The 18,125-nt window shown below is 36.7% G+C and carries 19 protein-coding genes; 10 read left to right on the top strand and 9 right to left on the bottom strand.

What is annotated here, in order from left to right; translation table 11 throughout:
* The coding region (locus WBM60_RS10790; RefSeq protein ID WP_424283062.1) for a Gfo/Idh/MocA family protein at positions 1-491 on the bottom strand (491 nt) is incomplete at its 3' end.
* Between the two features lie 176 nt (positions 492-667).
* Here WBM60_RS10790 and WBM60_RS10785 point away from each other — a divergent pair.
* The 4 genes from WBM60_RS10785 to WBM60_RS10770 are packed head-to-tail and all read left to right on the top strand — an operon-like array spanning position 668 to position 4,353.
* Positions 668-1,564 carry a MerR family transcriptional regulator gene (locus WBM60_RS10785; RefSeq protein WP_424260837.1) on the top strand — a complete coding sequence of 299 codons (897 nt, stop codon included), beginning with the start codon at positions 668-670 and terminating at the stop codon, positions 1,562-1,564.
* Between the two features lie 21 nt (positions 1,565-1,585).
* Positions 1,586-3,052, top strand: coding sequence for a phytoene desaturase family protein (locus tag WBM60_RS10780; protein ID WP_424260839.1), 1,467 nt, complete (start codon positions 1,586-1,588; stop codon positions 3,050-3,052).
* A gap of 10 nt (positions 3,053-3,062) precedes the next feature.
* The gene (locus tag WBM60_RS10775) at positions 3,063-3,902 is read left to right on the top strand and encodes a phytoene/squalene synthase family protein (RefSeq protein ID WP_424260841.1); all 840 of its coding nucleotides are present in this window, start codon (positions 3,063-3,065) and stop codon (positions 3,900-3,902) included.
* Between the two features lies 1 nt (position 3,903).
* Positions 3,904-4,353, top strand: a complete 450-nt coding sequence (locus tag WBM60_RS10770) for a beta-carotene hydroxylase (protein ID WP_424277027.1) — start codon at positions 3,904-3,906, stop codon at positions 4,351-4,353.
* Between the two features lie 59 nt (positions 4,354-4,412).
* Here the strand turns inward: WBM60_RS10770 and WBM60_RS10765 are convergent, their stop codons facing one another.
* The 6 genes from WBM60_RS10765 to WBM60_RS10740 all read right to left on the bottom strand — a co-directional run bounded on the left by WBM60_RS10765 (position 4,413) and on the right by WBM60_RS10740 (position 11,405).
* The gene (locus WBM60_RS10765; RefSeq protein ID WP_424260845.1) at positions 4,413-4,970 is read right to left on the bottom strand and encodes a TlpA family protein disulfide reductase; all 558 of its coding nucleotides are present in this window, start codon (positions 4,968-4,970) and stop codon (positions 4,413-4,415) included.
* Between the two features lie 2 nt (positions 4,971-4,972).
* Positions 4,973-5,530, bottom strand: a complete 558-nt coding sequence (locus WBM60_RS10760) for a TlpA family protein disulfide reductase (protein WP_424260847.1) — start codon at positions 5,528-5,530, stop codon at positions 4,973-4,975.
* Between the two features lie 74 nt (positions 5,531-5,604).
* Positions 5,605-7,872, bottom strand: a complete 2,268-nt coding sequence (locus WBM60_RS10755) for an aconitate hydratase (RefSeq protein ID WP_424260849.1) — start codon at positions 7,870-7,872, stop codon at positions 5,605-5,607.
* A 246-nt stretch (positions 7,873-8,118) separates the two neighbouring features.
* A complete protein-coding gene (locus WBM60_RS10750; RefSeq protein WP_424260851.1) occupies positions 8,119-9,072 on the bottom strand; it encodes an AAA family ATPase in 954 nt (317 codons plus the stop codon).
* Positions 9,073-9,076: 4 nt separating this feature from the next.
* Entirely contained in the window at positions 9,077-10,528 is a 1,452-nt protein-coding gene (locus tag WBM60_RS10745; protein WP_424260853.1) for a peptidylprolyl isomerase, read from the bottom strand.
* Positions 10,512-11,405 (bottom strand): peptidyl-prolyl cis-trans isomerase, encoded by an 894-nt coding sequence (locus WBM60_RS10740; RefSeq protein WP_424260855.1) that lies wholly within the window; start codon positions 11,403-11,405, stop codon positions 10,512-10,514. The genes WBM60_RS10745 and WBM60_RS10740 overlap by 17 nt, the downstream gene beginning before the upstream one ends.
* Before the next feature lie 116 nt (positions 11,406-11,521).
* On the opposite strand from WBM60_RS10740, the gene WBM60_RS10735 reads away from it, so the two are divergent.
* The 3 genes from WBM60_RS10735 to WBM60_RS10725 are packed head-to-tail and all read left to right on the top strand — an operon-like array spanning position 11,522 to position 13,390.
* Complete coding sequence (locus tag WBM60_RS10735; RefSeq protein WP_424260857.1) at positions 11,522-11,974, top strand: SRPBCC family protein; 453 nt, start codon at positions 11,522-11,524, stop codon at positions 11,972-11,974.
* Positions 11,975-11,985: 11 nt separating this feature from the next.
* On the top strand, positions 11,986-12,234 hold the full coding sequence (locus WBM60_RS10730) for a hypothetical protein (protein WP_424260859.1): 249 nt from the start codon (positions 11,986-11,988) through the stop codon (positions 12,232-12,234).
* A gap of 16 nt (positions 12,235-12,250) precedes the next feature.
* Positions 12,251-13,390 carry a serine hydrolase gene (locus WBM60_RS10725; RefSeq protein WP_424277874.1) on the top strand — a complete coding sequence of 380 codons (1,140 nt, stop codon included), beginning with the start codon at positions 12,251-12,253 and terminating at the stop codon, positions 13,388-13,390.
* 34 nt (positions 13,391-13,424) lie between these two features.
* Here the strand turns inward: WBM60_RS10725 and WBM60_RS10720 are convergent, their stop codons facing one another.
* Positions 13,425-13,943 (bottom strand): fasciclin domain-containing protein, encoded by a 519-nt coding sequence (locus tag WBM60_RS10720; protein WP_299163904.1) that lies wholly within the window; start codon positions 13,941-13,943, stop codon positions 13,425-13,427.
* 119 nt (positions 13,944-14,062) lie between these two features.
* On the opposite strand from WBM60_RS10720, the gene WBM60_RS10715 reads away from it, so the two are divergent.
* Both WBM60_RS10715 and WBM60_RS10710 read left to right on the top strand, forming a co-directional pair.
* Positions 14,063-14,629 carry an RNA polymerase sigma factor gene (locus tag WBM60_RS10715; protein WP_424260864.1) on the top strand — a complete coding sequence of 189 codons (567 nt, stop codon included), beginning with the start codon at positions 14,063-14,065 and terminating at the stop codon, positions 14,627-14,629.
* Entirely contained in the window at positions 14,622-15,413 is a 792-nt protein-coding gene (locus WBM60_RS10710; RefSeq protein ID WP_424260866.1) for an anti-sigma factor, read from the top strand. Before WBM60_RS10715 ends, WBM60_RS10710 begins: the two co-directional genes overlap by 8 nt.
* Positions 15,414-15,463: 50 nt before the next feature.
* Here WBM60_RS10710 and rimO read toward each other — a convergent pair whose 3' ends face one another.
* Positions 15,464-16,768, bottom strand: a complete 1,305-nt coding sequence (gene rimO / locus WBM60_RS10705) for a 30S ribosomal protein S12 methylthiotransferase RimO (protein ID WP_424283061.1) — start codon at positions 16,766-16,768, stop codon at positions 15,464-15,466.
* Positions 16,769-16,892: 124 nt separating this feature from the next.
* Here rimO and WBM60_RS10700 point away from each other — a divergent pair, with 124 nt between their 5' ends.
* Positions 16,893-17,993 (top strand): serine hydrolase domain-containing protein, encoded by a 1,101-nt coding sequence (locus tag WBM60_RS10700; protein WP_424283060.1) that lies wholly within the window; start codon positions 16,893-16,895, stop codon positions 17,991-17,993.
* Positions 17,994-18,125 lie beyond the last annotated feature (132 nt).

The raw sequence follows: 18,125 nt of genomic DNA, 5'->3' as shown, positions 1-18,125 counted from the left end.
GTTTCATTCTGAGCTTTTATAACCTCATGCCCCTCGTCTAAGGAATGTACCATAGGCTTCTCACAGTAAACATGCTTACCTGCACGCATGGCGTCTATTGAAATCTGTTTATGCCAATGATCAGGTGTACCAATAATAACGGCATCCACGTCTTTCCTGGCTAATATTTCCTTGTACTGTTTGGTTGTAAACAAGTCTTTACCCCATCTTTCCCTGGCTCTCTCGAGATGCCCATCATAAAGATCACAAACAGCAACTAATTTTACACCATCGTGTTTTAGGGCTGTATTTGTATCCTCAGAGCCCATACCCCCGGCTCCTATAAGAGCGATTTGTATATTACTGTTTGCGCTATATTTTTTTCTGCTCAGATAAGAAATATTCGGGATTGTTCCGGCACCGATGATAGCCGGTGTGCTGGCCAAAGCTAGTGTTCCGGCTCCGATTCTCTTTAAAAACTGCTTTCTAGTTTGGGTGGTTTTTTTTGACATAACATTCTCTGCTTAGTTGGTCTAAATATATCCATTTATAATAGAATTTTTAAAATTTTCACTGCATAAACTAAAAAAAATGATTCCTTTGCTGATTACTTCAGAAAAAATTAACGAAACTATTAAATACTTCCGCTTTTAAAATTGTAGATTTGTTTAAAGATTATTCATAAAGCATGAACAATGTAAAAAAATCTTTTAGTATTCGGGATTTGGAAAACCTGTCCGGTATTAAAGCACATACTATTCGAATCTGGGAGAAAAGATACGGGCTATTGTCGCCCGAGAGAACCAGCACCAACATCAGGACCTATAGCCTGGCAAGTCTACAGAAATTGCTCAATATTACCCTTCTCTATAATAACGGTTATAAAATATCTAAGATTGCAAAACTACAAGAAGCAGATATTCCACTTATAGTCAGGGAGATCATGGCCAAAAGCAGCACTAAAAATCATGCGATAAATGCCTTTAAACTATCCATGATTAACTTTGACCTGTCGTTATTCCAAAACACCTATAATAGCCTGCTTGCGGAAAAATCATTTCGAGATATTTTTTGGGAGTACTTCATTCCTTTTTTAAATGAACTTGGATTATTATGGCAGACAGATACCATTAGCCCGGCACATGAACATTTTATTACTAATTTGATTAAACAGAAGATTTACACGAGTACCGAGAAATTGCAGTTGATGGAACCGACTAACGATGAAAAGGTATTCGTTCTATTTCTGCCTGAAAATGAAATTCATGAAATTGGGCTACTGTTTATTAATTATGAAATTATTCTTCATGGTTACAAAACTATTTATCTGGGTCAGACTATGCCTTTAGAAAACTTGGCAGACCTGGAAAATTATTATAATAATATACATTATTTGTCCTACTTTACTGTTGTACCAAACAAAGACAAATTAGAGAAATACATTGATGACTTTACAAAATATTTAAACCAGTATAATTCCAATTTGTGGATTTTAGGTAGGCAAATTCAACACATAAATAAAGAAAAACTTCCGCCACACATTCGTACCTTTGACTCTATTGAACAATTGTCTAAAGTATTATAAAACACAAATAGCAGTCAAACCATGAATAGCAACAAACAAAAAGTTGTAATCATTGGATCGGGGTTTTCATCCCTTTCGGCCTCTTGCTATCTGGCTAAAAAAGGCTTTAATGTTAGTCTTTTTGAAAAGAACGATACAGTGGGTGGAAGAGCCAGACAACTCATTACAGAAGGGTTTACCTTTGATATAGGCCCAAGTTGGTATTGGATGCCCGATATTTTTGACCGTTTCTTTGCAGATTTTGGCAAACAAACCTCAGACTATTACCAATTGGATAAATTAAGTCCTGCTTATAAAATTTTCTTTGAAGACGATGTTATAACGATCGGGGACTGTATGGATAAAATTTGCGAGGAATTTGAACGAATTGAAAAAGGCAGTTCCAGGCATCTTAAAACATTTATTGCCAAGGCTCAAAAAAATTACAATATTGCCATTAATGAAATAGTCTATCGTCCCGGGCTTTCTCCTTTAGAGCTAATAACGAAGGATACCATAATAAGAGTAGACCAATTCTTTAAAACAATAAGTCAGGAAGTCCGAAAAAATTTTAAAAACCCGAAACTTATTTCCACACTGGAATTTCCTGTGTTATTTCTTGGAGCAAAGCCCAGTAACACCCCCGCTTTTTATAGTTTTATGAATTTTGCAGATTTTGGACTCGGAACCTGGCATCCTAGAGGAGGAATGTACCAGATAATTATTGGAATGAAAAGTTTGGCGCTGGAATTAGGGGTTACAATTCACACGGATAGTCCAGTAGAAAAAATCATTGTGCGGGAAGGTAAGGCAACAGGGATATTAGTGAATTCTGAAACAATTGATGCAGATATGGTATTAAGTGGTGCCGATTATCATCATACAGAAACCCTATTGGATAGCCCTTATCGGCAATATTCTGAAAAATATTGGCAAAGAAAAACCTTTGCACCCTCCTCATTACTTTTTTTTATTGGGTTTGACAAAAAATTAGAAAATATTGAACATCATAATCTCTTTTTTGACACCGATTTTAGTGAACATGCCTCTGAGATTTATGATAATCCTAAATGGCCAACAAGGCCTTTATTTTATGCAAACTTCCCTTCAGTAACAGATAAAAGCATGGCGCCAGATAATAAGGAAACCGGTTTCTTCCTGATTCCAATAGCGCCAGGGATAGAAGATACTCAAGAACTTAGGGATCAATATTTTGATATTATATTGAAAAGATTCCAGGAGCGTACAGGGCAGCGTGTAGAAAATAATATTATATTTAAAAAGTCTTTTTGTGTGAATGACTTTAAGGAACAGTACAACTCTTATAAAGGAAATGCCTATGGTATGGCCAATACATTATCACAAACGGCATTTATGAGACCAGGTTTGAAGAGTAAAAAAGTTAATAATCTATTTTTTACCGGGCAATTAACGGTCCCCGGGCCAGGAGTTCCTCCTTCTTTAATTTCGGGAAAATTAGTTTCCGAATTAATGAAGAAAAATTATTAATAGTTAATAAATGAAAGTAATTTTCGATCATATTTCCTTTGAATGCAGCAAAATTGTAACCCAATCTTACAGTACATCCTTTTCGCTCGCCACAAAGATGTTATCATCCTCCATAAGGAGTGACATTTACAATATATATGGTTTTGTTCGATGTGCAGACGAAATAGTCGATGCCTTTCATGACTATGACAAAGAATCCTTGTTTAACAAATTTGAAGAGGATCTTGAGGCAAGCTTAAAAGACCATATAAGCCTGAATCCTATACTTAATGCCTTTCAACATACTTATCATAAATACAAAATCCCACATCATTTGGTACTATCTTTTATGAAAAGTATGAGAATGGATCTCAAGAAAAGCGTTTATAGTACTGAAGCAGAATTTAAAGAATACATTTATGGATCTGCGGACGTCGTAGGCCTAATGTGTCTTCGCGTTTTTGTTAAAGGAGACGATGAGCGCTATGAAGCCCTAAAGGATTCTGCCATGGCTTTAGGGTCTGCGTTTCAAAAGGTTAACTTTCTCAGAGATCTTAAGGCAGATCATGAGCACTTAAATCGTTCTTATTTTCCAAATACCAACCTCCAGGAATTAGATGAAACATCTAAACTAAGAATTGTTGAAGAGATCAAAGAAGATTTTAAAATGGGATATGACGGAATAGTTCAGCTTCCTAATGAAGCAAAATTTGGTGTTTATACTGCCTATAAATACTATTATAAATTACTGAACAAGTTACAAAAAACACCGTCTATGGAAATTAAAAATGCCAGAATACGGGTGCCTAACTATCAAAAATTCGGACTTCTTGCAAAGTCTTATGTAAATTATAAACTGAACTTATATTAGCATGAAAATTGTAATTTGGATTTTAGTTTTCCTTGGCACCTTCGGTTTTATGGAGTTTATGGCCTGGTTTACTCACAAGTACATAATGCATGGTTTTTTATGGATTTTGCACAGTGATCATCATAAAAAAGATCATGGTTCCTGGTTTGAACGCAATGATGCATTCTTTATTTTTTATGCAGTTGTTAGCATGACCTTCTTTTATTTAGCATCCTATACGTCCTTCTGGTACGGTTGGCCATTAGGCTTTGGAATTATGGCATATGGTGCAACTTATTTTTTAGTTCATGACATTTTCATTCACCAACGATTTAAAATGTTTAGAAATGCTGATAACTGGTATGCCAAAGGTGTGAGGAGAGCACATAAAATGCACCATAAGCATATTGGAAAAGAAGATGGAGAGTGTTTTGGTATGTTGTTTGTTCCTTTTAAGTATTTTAAGAAATAAATAGTCTTAGCTAATTATTCCATAAAACAGTCAATTTCAGCGCTTCCAAGTCCTTACTTTTATTTTAAGAGACCATCCAATAAAATATGAACGCTTTCTGAGTTCCAATCAGCAGATCCTGTCTCTGCTACAACAATATTGCCCTTTTTATCAATGATAAACGTTGTTGGCAAAGCCGCAGAATAAAGGGTTTTTGGTGTAAATCCAGATTCGAAATAAACCGGTAAATTATAATTTTTCTTCGTTATGAAGTTAGACACCTTTTCTTTTTTATCCCGGGCAATAAATAAAAATGTGACCTTTTCCCGATAGGCGTTATACAACAGTTGTAAACCGGGCATTTCTGCAACACACGGTGGACACCAGGTAGCCCAGAAATTTATAAATATAACTTCACCCTTGTAATCTAAGAGATTCACCACATTACCTTTTGAATTCACCAGTTTAAAATCATAATCCTCTAAAAACTGCTGAGCTCTCTCTTCAACAGGAACAGGATTATGAGATATTAACCTGTTAAGATATACTTTGGCATGAAAACCTATCGGCGTAAAAAAATAAAGCGCCAATAATAGAATAATCGCAATATTGATTAGCTGTGTCCTTTTTAATTTCACTTCTATTTTGTTAGTTCATTGAGCAGATTATAGATTGTATTATTATCCCAATCGGCAATTCCTTTTTGTTTTACCCGAATATTGCCCTCTTTATCAATTATGTACGACGAAGGTGGCTCAAGAATAGCCAAAGGAGATCTTTCACCAATAATAAGATAGGTTACCGGAAAAGTAAATTTATTTTCTTTCATAAACTCTTCTACGGGCAGCCTCTCTTCATCAGTTATGATATAGAAATCGACCTTATTCTTATATTTATCATAAAGATTCTGAATACTTTTAAGTTCTGCCGCACAGGGCAATCGCCATGAAGCCCAGAAATTTATAAAAACCACATTTCCTTTGGATTTTTCAAAATTGAAGAACTCCCAACTCGCATTTTTTAATTTCCAGTTGTAATCCGATATTTGTGGTTGTTCTCCAACTTCAATTACCTCCGGACGAAAGGAAAATATTTGGTTTAATAAAATTTTACCATAATACCCAAGCGGGGTCACAAAAAATGAAAGCACGAAAGCCATGAATAGTATATTGAGTATGGTTTTCCTACTTACTTTCATATTATTGCTGTTAGACAAAACTAAATAACTCCCGAGAAATATCGGGAGTTACTTTACTTAATTAATGATGCAAATTATGCCGCATTATCCTTCTTTATAACATTAAGAGCGGAGCCTTGGTGAAACCATTCAATCTGCTGCAGATTGTAGGTGTGTTTCGCCTGGATTAAATCCTTGGTACCATCCGCATGTACAACTTCAATAGTCAATGGTTTATCTGGTGCAAATTCTTTAATATCAATGAAGTTAAAAGTGTCATCTTCCTGAATAAGGTCATAGTCACTTTCATTAGTAAAAGTCAATGCTAACATCCCTTGTTTTTTCAGATTGGTTTCGTGAATACGGGCAAAGGACTTTACAAGGACCGCCGCTACACCCAAATGTCTGGGTTGCATAGCCGCATGTTCACGGGAAGATCCTTCACCATAATTGTGATCACCAACTACAATGGTCTTTATGCCTTTGGCTTTATACGCTCTCTGCGTATCCGGCACACCACCATATTCTCCATTCAATTGGTTTTTTACAAAATTGGTCTTTTTGTTAAAGGCATTTACAGCGCCTATCAAAGTGTTATTAGCAATATTATCAAGGTGACCTCTGTATCTGAGCCATGGGCCAGCCATTGAAATATGGTCTGTAGTACATTTACCAAATGCTTTAATCAGAAGCTTCATGTTTTGAAGACTATCCGAAGAAATTGGGACAAATGGTTCCAAAACCTGCAGCCTTTCAGAATCTTTTGCTACAATTACTTCAACCCCACTGCCATCTTCATCAGGTGCAAGGTACCCCGCATCATCAACCTCAAAACCTTTTGGAGGTAATTCAATTCCCTCTGGTTCTTTTAATTTAATTTCCTTTCCATCTTCATTTAAAAGTGTGTCGTTCATAGGATCAAAATCCAACCTTCCCGAAAGTGCAATGGCTGCTACCATTTCAGGAGAGCCTACAAAGGCATGCGTGTTGGGGTTACCATCAGCCCTCTTTGAAAAATTTCGGTTAAAAGAATGCACAATAGTATTTTTCTCCTCCCCTTTGAGATCACTTCTGTCCCATTGTCCAATGCAAGGACCACATGCGTTAGTAAAAATGGTTGCCCCCAGATTTTCAAATATCTGCAATAAGCCGTCACGTTCAGCAGTAAATCTGATTTGTTCTGATCCCGGATTAATTCCAAAATCGGACTTAGGTTTTATATTATTGTCCACCGCCTGTTTTGCAATAGATGCAGCCCTGGTTAAATCTTCATAGGAAGAATTGGTACATGACCCGATAAGGCCCCAGTCAACCTGAATAGGCCAGTCATTTTTCCTGGCTTTAGGACCAAGTTCACCTACAGGAGTGGCCAAATCTGGTGTAAAAGGACCGTTTAAATGTGGTCTTAGATCATTTAAATTAATTTCTATAAGTTCATCGAAGTATTTCTCCGGTTCCGCATAGACCTCTGAATCTGCTGTCAGATACTCCTTTACTTCATTCGCCGCATCGGCAATATCACTTCTGTCAGTTGCACGAAGATATCGTTCCATAGAGGCATCATAACCAAAGGTGGAGGTAGTAGCTCCTATTTCTGCACCCATATTACATATCGTGCCCTTTCCGGTACAAGAAAGATTCTTAGCCCCTTCACCAAAATATTCTACAATTGCTCCGGTTCCCCCTTTTACAGTTAGAATACCAGCAACCTTTAATATCACATCTTTAGCAGAAGTCCAACCTGAAATTTTACCTGTGAGCTTGACACCAATTAATTTTGGAAACTTCAGTTCCCAGGCCATGCCTGCCATAACATCTACGGCATCTGCTCCTCCAACACCAATGGCCAACATTCCCAAGCCTCCCGCATTTACTGTATGTGAGTCCGTTCCTATCATCATACCTCCCGGAAAAGCATAGTTTTCTAAAACTACCTGATGAATAATTCCAGCTCCTGGCTTCCAAAAACCTATTCCGTATTTATTAGAAACCGATTCTAAAAAGTTGAATACCTCAGCACTTGTAGTATTGGCAGTTCTTAAATCAATAGCTGCCCCGCTCTTAGCCTGGATTAAATGATCGCAATGTACCGTAGTTGGAACTGCAACTTTAGGTTTCCCCGCCTGCATAAATTGCAGAAGTGCCATCTGAGCAGTTGCATCCTGACATGCCACTCTATCCGGTGCAAAATCTACGTAATCCTTACCTCTTCTAAAAGCTTTTGTAGGCTGGCCCTCCCAAAGATGTGCATATAATATTTTCTCGGAAAGTGTTAATGGTCTTCCAACTATATCACGAGCCTTGTCAATACGTTCTGCTATATTGGCGTAAACCCCTTTTATCATGTCAATATCAAATGCCATTATTTTGAGTTTTTTCTGTTAATTGAATTCCGTAAAATTAGTAAAATACACGTGGTAAAGGAAATTTTTAGAATGGGATTACACATTAATTGTGGATATATGATAATTTATTTTCAAATCCATCCTACTTTAAGAAAAACAGGAAATCTGATTTCCTATTAATATGAGATTCTATACTTTTTAAAACCTTCAGACCAATACGAAAAATAATCATGTTTCTTCTTTATTGAATGTCCACGAAAGGCGTTAAAGAAGTTTATTTACAATATCTTCCTCTGAGATACCTTCGGCCTCTGCCTTATAATTCTTAATTATTCTATGTCTGAGAATCCCCATTGCCACAGCCTGCACGTCTTCTATATCAGGGGAGAACTTGCCATTAATTGCAGCGTGGGCCTTGGCCCCTAAAATTAGGTTCTGAGAAGCCCGTGGTCCGGCACCCCAATCCAGGTATTGTTTTACATAATCCGAAGAAGTCTCTAATCCCGGTCGGGTACTGCTTACCAATTTTACCGCATAATCCACAACATTGTCCGGAACGGGTATTCTTCTAACCAAATGCTGAACTTCTAGAATCTCCTCTGCATTAAATAAGGGATTCACTTCAGGAAATTCATCATTGGTTGTTGTTTTAACTACTTGTGTTTCTTCCGCAATAGATGGATATTTTAACTCTATTGCAAACATAAATCGATCAAGCTGCGCTTCCGGAAGGGGATAAGTACCTTCCTGTTCTATAGGGTTTTGTGTAGCTAGTACAAAATATGGCCGGGAAAGTTTATGTTGTACTCCCGTTATTGTTACTGCTCTTTCCTGCATGGCCTCTAAAAGAGCTGCTTGTGTTTTAGGTGGTGTTCTATTAATCTCATCTGCAAGAATTATATTGGCAAAAATAGGCCCTTTAATAAATTTGAAATTCCTATTCTGGTCTAATATCTCACTTCCTAAAATATCACTTGGCATCAGATCAGGGGTAAATTGTATTCTCTTAAAGTCGAGTCCCAAAGTACGGGCAATTGTATTTACCATTAAGGTTTTGGCTAAGCCGGGCACACCAATCAGCAAGGAATGACCCCCTGTGTAGATAGATAAAAGAATTTGGTCAATTACCAGGTCCTGCCCTACAATTATCTTAGCTATTTCTTTTTTTAAAGCCCTGTGTTTGGCTACTAAATTGTTGATTGCTGTAACGTCAGACATCCGGTTATTCCTTTACCCAATTATTGGCAAATTCACAATCTCTATTATCTCCGCCAACACTTACATAAGTATCTGAAATATGATCATTAAGCCATTTCCGAATAGTAGTAAACTGCTTATCTCTTAGTGCAAGTTCCTGAATTTTAATATAGTCTTGAGCAAAAGTTGCCTCATGCTCATCATATCTATTACTAACCATTAAAATTTTATACCTGGGGGGACCTCCATTTGGATCCTGCTCCAGGGTAGGTTGCGATATTTCGTTGTCCTTTAAATTCCTTACCTGATTATATAATGATGGATCCATCTTCGTAAGTTCAAAACGTGAATCAAAATTAATTGGATTTCTTAATAACCCTCCGTCAAACTTAGTTTCTTTTTCATCTGAAAAATTCAATGCCGCTTCGGCGAAAGTATATTTACCTTCCATCAGCTGCTTCCGTATCGTATCCAACTCAATTCTGGCTTTATCGATAGACGATTGAGGTATCTCTGGTTGCAACAGAATATGACGCAAATCTAGTTCCTGACCTCTTATCTTTTCAATATATATAATATGGTACCCAAAATCAGTTTCAAATGGTTCAGAAATTTCACCCTGGCGCAAACTAAAAGCCACATCCTTAAATTCTTTTACAAACGGTGTTTCCCTTGTCATGCTGTAAAAACCACCTTTGGACTTGGAGCCAGGATCCTGTGAATATAAGATTGCTTTAACGCTAAAACTGGCATCATTATCTTCACAATCTGCCTTTATTTCATTTAACTTATTAATTGTTTTTTGTTTTTCCTCTTCAGGAATTTCAGGTATTTTTACTATCTGTGAAATTTCAAGTTCTGCACCAAAAACAGGTTTTTCATCCTCGGGAATTTTATTAAAAAATTGTCTTACTTCCTCTGGGGTAACTTCAATTTCACTGATAATTTTTTGCTGCATTTTCTCCGACAACATTCTCAACTTATTTATATTGTACAATTCTTCCCGGAAATCTTCAACGCTTTCTTTATTATAAAAATTAAGGACTTTTTCCATAGATCCTACCTGCTGTACCAATTGTTGCATTTGACGGTCACTGGTGGCATTTACCTCATCATCAGACACTAAAATACTATCCTGCACGGCTTGATGGGCATATAAACGGTCTTCCATTAATTTCCCCAATAAACCACAGTGTGTAATATCGTCCATAGCAGCTCCCTGGCTGCGCAAATCTATCAGCGTTTTTTCAATATCGGAGTCCAGGATCAGGTAATCCCCAACTACCGCCGAAATGCCATCTAGCTTTATCCTCTTAAATGTGTTTACGGTATCTTTTTTTACATCTATATCAGCTACCACAACAGTTTCTGGCGGTTCTATTTGAGTATCAGGGATAGAATCATTTTCCTGTGCTTCTACACTGACAAAAACGATAAAAAAGCATAAAACGAATAGTATGCTATTCCTGTTTGTCATACACTTCAAATATTTTTTCCTTGGTTGCTTCATCTATAATTTCTGTTTCCAGTTTTCTTATGTAGTCTAATTTTCTTCTATTAAGAAGTACTTGTCTTATGGTAGGTTCGACATACGAGAGCGGCGCAATTTCATTAACGCCAAGCACATCGTTTATCTTTGTCAAATATACCCCCATTGCATCCTCTAATTCAAAAAATTGTGATTTTTTTAAGTATCTGCCTTCATTATCAATATTCAAGGGAGGTATTTCTTCAATCACCCTTGATGCAGGAACCCAAAGTGAGTCATTAAAATTAAGCTTTTTAAATTGCACCCCTATGGAGTCCAAATATCTGATGTCTTCCTCATTAAATCTTCTTAAGCTCTCTGTTACTTCTTTTGTATTGAGAAACTGCAGGGGCAATTGAATAAACCTGAGTTTAATGATTTTTTCCTTGAGCTTGAAATTCTCCTTCTCTTCGTCGTAAAACCTGTTTAATTCTTCCTGAGAGATTAGTGTATCTTCTGCCTGATTTATCAAAGCTTCTTTATAGGCCCTTGTATATAGGTCTGTGCGGTAATTAGACACCAATTGTTCAAATTCTGCGATCTTTTCATCGGGTAAATTAATCTTGGCTTTTTCTAAAAGTATTTGTTTTGTTGCCCAGTTATTTATGTAATTGGTAACCATAGATGCACTATCCTCTTTTGTAATATTTTCGCCAAGAACAACCTCTACCTCATCCCAATATAAATAAGTATCCCCTACTCTGGCTAAGGGATTTTCATTTATATCATTCTTCAAAAAAGAATTACAGGAAAATAATAAGGCTATCAATATGGCTATTGCCGCATATATTCTGATCCCTTTTGTCTGTAGGTTTAAAAAGTGCATTTGACAAAAATAAGAATTCAATCCTGCTGGGCAAGTAATAGTAATATGGATTAACAGATTTTTAGTACCTCCACATTTTTATTTAGTACATTAGTAGTGCCAAGCACCTTAGTATTATGAAATATACTACTGAAATAACAATCAGCCTTTCCCGTGAAGAAGTACATAAAAAATTGGATGATCCGGATAATATGAAACATTGGCAGGAAGGACTATTAGGTTTTAAACAATTGTCGGATGAGCCCACAAAAGAAGGTGCAAAAATGGAATTGTATTATAAAATTGGCAAACGAGAGATGACATTAATTGAAACGATCATAAAGAATAACTTTCCTTATGAATTCCACGCCACTTATGATGCGAAAGGCGTTCATAATATTCAAAAGAACTATTTTGAAGTTATTGATGACGACACGACTAAGTGGATTTCGGAATCAGAATTTCAATTTTCGGGCTTCATGATGAAATTAATGGGATTTATAATGCCCGGGGCATTTAAAAAACAGTCTGCTAAATCTTTAAGTGATTTTAAGGCATTTGCAGAGAAAGGTATCTCGGTAGCTAAATAACAAGAATAACTGTGAGTAGAAAAATTAAATTAATCTGGGATTTCAGAGGGCCTGCAGCCAAAGAGGTTGCCATGCATCACGAAAAGCATTTGAAAGATTACATAGAGGCTGAAAATTTGAGCCCAGACATTACCGGGAATACAGATTTAAGTTCTATGCACAGCATTGCATATATGGTGGTGGAAGAAGTTAATATGCCAAGTGTACGAGACGCCCTAAAACCTCACAGGGGTGAAGTTTATTCGGAACAGCAGAACTAACTAAATATTCTTTGTGTTGAAAATTTTAAAACTAACTATTCTCCTACTATTATTATTACTGGCCTGCAAGACCAAGAGCAAAGAAAATAACCCGATGGCATTGGTTTTGGCCTCTCCAAACACATCAATCAGAAAAGTCATTGACAGTGTTGATCAATATGAAGTCCAAATACTTTATACCCAAATAGATCGAAGCGACGATAGCATTGTTCTAACTGATTATGAATTTCAGTTGGATGATATGAATTACTTCTATCCTGCCAGTACTGTAAAGCTGCCTATTGCTGTACTTGCGCTCGAAAAATTAAACCTTATAGATTCAATAAACAGGCATACTAGATATTATATTGAAGGGGATTCAGTTGAAAACACCTTTGCAGAGGACATTTCCAAAATTTTATCTGTTAGTGACAATCATGCAAACAACAGATTACTAGAATTCCAGGGACAGGATGACATTAATTCCAGGCTCGAAAACAAGGGTATCCATCCTGTGAGAATTTCGCACAGACTAGGAATACATTCCGATGACGTTACTACAAAACCTTTGATATTATATATTAATGATAGTACTACAGGCACATCCACACCTATTATAAATTCAGAGCCCTTGCCTCTTAATTTAAAACGAATAAAAAAGGGAGTTGGGTTTTATGAAAATGATTCATTACATAGCGAACCTTTTGATTTCAGCTTTAAAAATTATTATCCGGTGAGTTCACAGCACGGAGTCCTGAAAAGAATAATATTCCCTGAATTATTCAAGACAAATGAAAGGTTTAATCTTAATGAGGATCAAAGAGAATTTCTGTTAACCGCGATGCATACATTACCCAAAGACGCAGGTTATGACCCACAAGAATATTATGACGGTTATTGCAAGTTTTTTATATATGGAGATTCAAAAGAAAATATTCCCGAACATATAAAAATATATAATAAAGTAGGCTTTGCCTATGGTACCCTAACCGATTGTGCTTATATAACGGATGAAAAAAATAATGTAGAATTTATGCTGACCGCCACTATTTTAGTCAATTCTGATGGAATATTCAACGACGATAAATATGAATATGATGAGATAGGTATTCCATTTTTAGCTGCCTTAGGAAGGGAATTTTACAATTATGAATTAAAACGAAAAAAAGCACCGTAAAACGGTGCTTTTAAATTAATTATTTAAGATTGTATTAAGGCATTACTACGTCTTCGATGATATGAATCACGCCATTAGAAGCCATTACATCTGTCTTAGCTATCTTGCTGTAATTTCCGTTTTTATCCATTAGATAAATCCCGCCATCTTTTGAAACTGCAGTAAGAGTTTCACCATTAAGCGTTGTAAGTTCAGCTTTACCATTTCCAGATTTTAAAGCACTGGCAACATCAGCAGCAGCAATTTTTCCAGCCACTACATGATAAGTTAGAATAGCCGCTAACTTTTCCTTGTTCTCAGGTGCTAATAATGAATTCATAGTATTTGAATCTATCTTAGCGAAACCAGCGTTAACTGGCGCAAAAACTGTAAAAGGTCCATCACCCTGAAGAGCGCCAACCAAATCTGCAGCTTTTAAAGCAGTTACCAATGTTGAAAAATCGTCTACAGATGCAGCAATATCAACAATATTCATGGCCTTGTCTTGAGAGGTGGCAGTTTGAGTAGAAAACACTAAAGCTACCGTTGAAAGAATTAAGAAAATTTTTTTCATGATTTGTTTAAAGATTTAATATTAGTAATTATTTATGTGCACTTTGCAATGTTAAATACACATCGATTAGAACCATGGATGAGCAAAGTGATTTTTTATCATATCTTTAACATAAGTATATGGCAGCAGACCCAAAAGACACTGAATTCATCAACCAACTTCTCAATGGAGATAAGAATGCTTTATATCTCCTATATGACAAGTATTCCGGCGCACTTTATGGCGTAATATTAAGGATGTGCAGAGAAGAAGATTTGGCCAAGGACCTTTTGCAGGAAAGTTTTATTAAAATTTGGCAAAAAATAGGTTCTTATGATCCTGAGAAAGGCAAATTCTATACATGGGCCTATAGGATCGCTAAAAACACGACTTTAAATGCGCTTCGAAAATCTACGCCACTCATCCAAACAGAGGATTTAAGTGTATATGAAAATAAGAATGCTGATCTGGAGGCGACAGATTATACGGCTTTAAAAGGGATTTTATCAGATTTGGAACCTCACCATCAGCAAGCAATTGATCTGGTTTATTTTAAAGGCCTTACACATCGGGAGGCCCATAAGACAATGAATGTTCCCCTGGGTTCTTTTAAATCATACATAAGACAAGCCCTTGTGAAATTACGGGAAAGACGTTCAGAACTTTCATTGCTTATAGTATTTATAGAAGTTTTTGGAAATGGATAAGAAAAAGATATTAGAAGACGGTCTTTTAGAGCAGTATCTTTTGGGAGAACTTTCAGATGAACAGGAAATCCTAATTCAAAAGGTACTAAAAGAAGATGCAGATTTAAGATCAATATTTGAAGGACTTGAGGAAGAATTTCAAAATATCGCCCTTGAAAATGCTATTCATCCACCTGATAGCGTAAAAATAGCATTAAGTGAGGCTTTGGAGACTCGTGGTGAAAATACCAAAGTAAGGGACATTTCTGTTCCTAAAAAAAATGATACGTTCAATTATGTCCGACTTGCTGTAGCGGCCAGTCTTGCTGCAATTTTTGCATTAAGTTCCTTTTGGTTTTACAACAGGTGGCAGGCCGCAGAAGATAACCTAACAGTACTGCAGGAACAGACTGTTACCTTGCAGGATCGTTTGTCAAATTTGGAACAAACATTTGAAGTTGCCAGTCAGCGCTATCAGTCCATAAACAACCGTAATGTAATTCCTTTGTTACTTAAGGGCAATAGGATATTACCAGAATCAAGAGCAGTGGCATACGTAAATCATACTGCAAAAAGTGTTATGGTAAATTCACAGGGCCTTCCGCCTTTGGAGAAAGATAAAACATATCAAATGTGGGCCGATGTTGATGGTGTAATGATAAATATGGGTCTGTTACCGGCGGATACAGATTTGATCCCTTTAAAATATATAGACAGGGCCGAATCTTTTAATATCACCATTGAACCAGCCGGCGGTAATGACCATCCCACCGTTGAAAACCTGATTTCTAATGTCCTGCTTTAAAACTAAAAGGAAATGAAACAGTTTAATTAACCCATTTAGACCAATACACCTTACTTCAATGGTCTCCCGTAAAGGTCAAAGTCTGCCGCATCTGTAATTTCAAGTTCTACGAATTCTCCAATTTTAAGGTAGTAGTTCTTTGCATCGACCAAAACTTCATTATCCACATCCGGAGAATCATATTCGGTTCTTCCAATAAAATAATTGCCTTCCTTACGATCAATGATACAACGAAAGGTTTTACTTATTTTTTCCTGGTTTAACTGCCATGAAATACCGGATTGAAGCTCCATAATCTCATTCGCCCTATTTTGTTTCACCTCTTCCGGTACGTCGTCTTCCAGTTTATAAGCATGCGTATTCTCTTCATGGCTATAAGTAAAGCAACCAAGTCGTTCAAATCGCATTTCTTCTACCCAGTTCTTTAAAGTCAGGAAATCTTCCTCTGTCTCTCCAGGGTAACCAACAATTAGTGTAGTTCGGATGGCCATATCCGGAACCATCTGCCTAAAATCTTTTAAAAGCGCGGTAGTTTTGGCTTTGGTAGTTCCTCTGCGCATACTCTTAAGGATAGGATCCGAAATATGTTGCAACGGTATGTCGAGATACTTACAGATTTTTGGTTCATTCTTCATAACCTCAAGCACATCCATAGGAAACCCTGTTGGAAAGGCGTAATGAAGGCGAATCCATTCTATTCCTTCCACCTTAGCAAGTTCTTTTAATAATTCGGCCAGGTTTCTTTTTTTATACAGATCAAGGCCGTAGTAAGTTAGGTCCTGGGCAATTAGTATTAGTTCTTTGACCCCATTAGATGCCAGTTTTTGAGATTCGATAACCAATTCCTCTATGGGCTTACTCTTGTGTTTACCCCGCATTAGTGGTATTGCACAAAAAGAACAAGGCCTGTCACAGCCTTCTGCAATCTTCAAATAGGCATAATTTTTTGGGGTAGTTGTTAAGCGTTCCCCAATTAATTCATGTTTGTAATCAGCCCCCAGGGCCTTTAACAAATTAGGTAGATCACTGGTCCCAAAATATTCATCAACATTAGGAATTTCCTTTTCCAGATCCGGCTTATAACGTTCACTCAGACATCCTGTAACAAAAACTTTATCTACCTCTCCTGATTGTTTTTTATCTACATATTCCAAAATGGTATTCACGCTTTCCTCTTTGGCATTTGCTATAAAACCACAGGTATTTATGACTACTATATTCCCTTCCTCTTCATGCACTACCTCTTTATCATTAGCTCTGAGTTGTCCCATAAGAACCTCAGAGTCATAGACATTTTTGGAACATCCCAGGGTTACAACATTTATTCTATTTTTCTTTACCGACTTTGTTCGCATGGGTTTTCTTTAGCCGTGCAAAAATACAATACAATAGAAGAAGAGCCACCTTTTAACAAGAATTCTTCTCATTCTGCGTTAAACCATTATTAGTAGTATTGGTCTAATTAGAAATTAAACCCAAATGAAACACCAAATTCAAGGACTATTTTTAATTTTAGTATTCATGGGCTGTTTGTCCTGCGAAAATAATTCAGATGATTTAAACGATGAACCAATTGAAGAAAACCCGGATGCATCTCTGTATTTTCCAAACACTGCTTCTGATGATTGGGCAACTGTTAGCCCTGAAGAATTAGGTTGGAATACAAACAATAAACAGCCACTGATAGATTTCCTTGAGGAAAAGGAGACCAAGGCATTTCTAATTTTAAAAGATGGCAAAATTGCCATGGAAGAATACTTCGGAACTTTTAAACAGGACAGCCTTTGGTATTGGGCATCGGCAGGCAAAACCCTAACGGCGTTCACAGTTGGTATTGCACAAGAAAAGCAATTGCTGGATCTGAATGATAAAACTTCCGATTACCTGGGTGAAGGCTGGACCTCCGCTCCTGCAGACAAAGAAAATTTGATAACTATATGGAATCAATTGACCATGACAAGTGGCCTGAAGGATACTGCATTTGATTGTGTTACTGCAGCTTGCCTGGAATATGAAGCCGATGCAGGTACCAGATGGGCCTATCACAACGGGCCTTATACTTTATTAGAAAGTGTTGTAAGCGAAGCCGCAGGTACTACTTTTAGTTCTTTTTTCAATACCAATCTTAGAAATAGAATCGGTATGAATGGATTTTGGTTATCCACCAATGGTTTGAACAATGTTTATTTTAGCACAGCCCGAAGTATGGCCAGATTTGGCTTACTCAATTTAAATAATGGGGTGTGGAATGACGAAATTATATTAGGTGATTTGACTTTTATATCTAAAATGAAAAACACCTCCCAGGAGCTAAACAAGTCCTATGGATATCTTTGGTGGCTCAATGGGAAAGAGAGCTTTATGGCGCCCTCTTTACAAGTAGTATTTAATGGGTCACTTATCCCAAATGCACCTGCGGACACCTATTCCGGGCTGGGTAAAAATGATCAAAAGTTGTATATAATTCCCAGCAAAGGTCTTGTAATAGTCAGAATGGGGGGAAATGCAGGGGAGAGTTTACTGGGCCCCTCAAGTTTTGATAATGCCTTATGGGAAAAAATCAACAATTTTATTAAATAATTTCCCTTTTTAGGAAGCAAGATAATCCTTTACATAGCTAAAAAAGAGCACTAATTAATCTTAAACTTACAAGTAACAGCTTGCCTTATTAGGAAATTTTATATTAATTTATAATATAAGACAGTTGTAGAT

The organism is Eudoraea sp. (genome assembly GCF_049669105.1).
Classification (GTDB): domain Bacteria; phylum Bacteroidota; class Bacteroidia; order Flavobacteriales; family Flavobacteriaceae; genus Eudoraea.
Note: the sequence above shows the minus strand (reverse complement) of the source record. Positions and strands in the feature narration are given on the sequence as shown.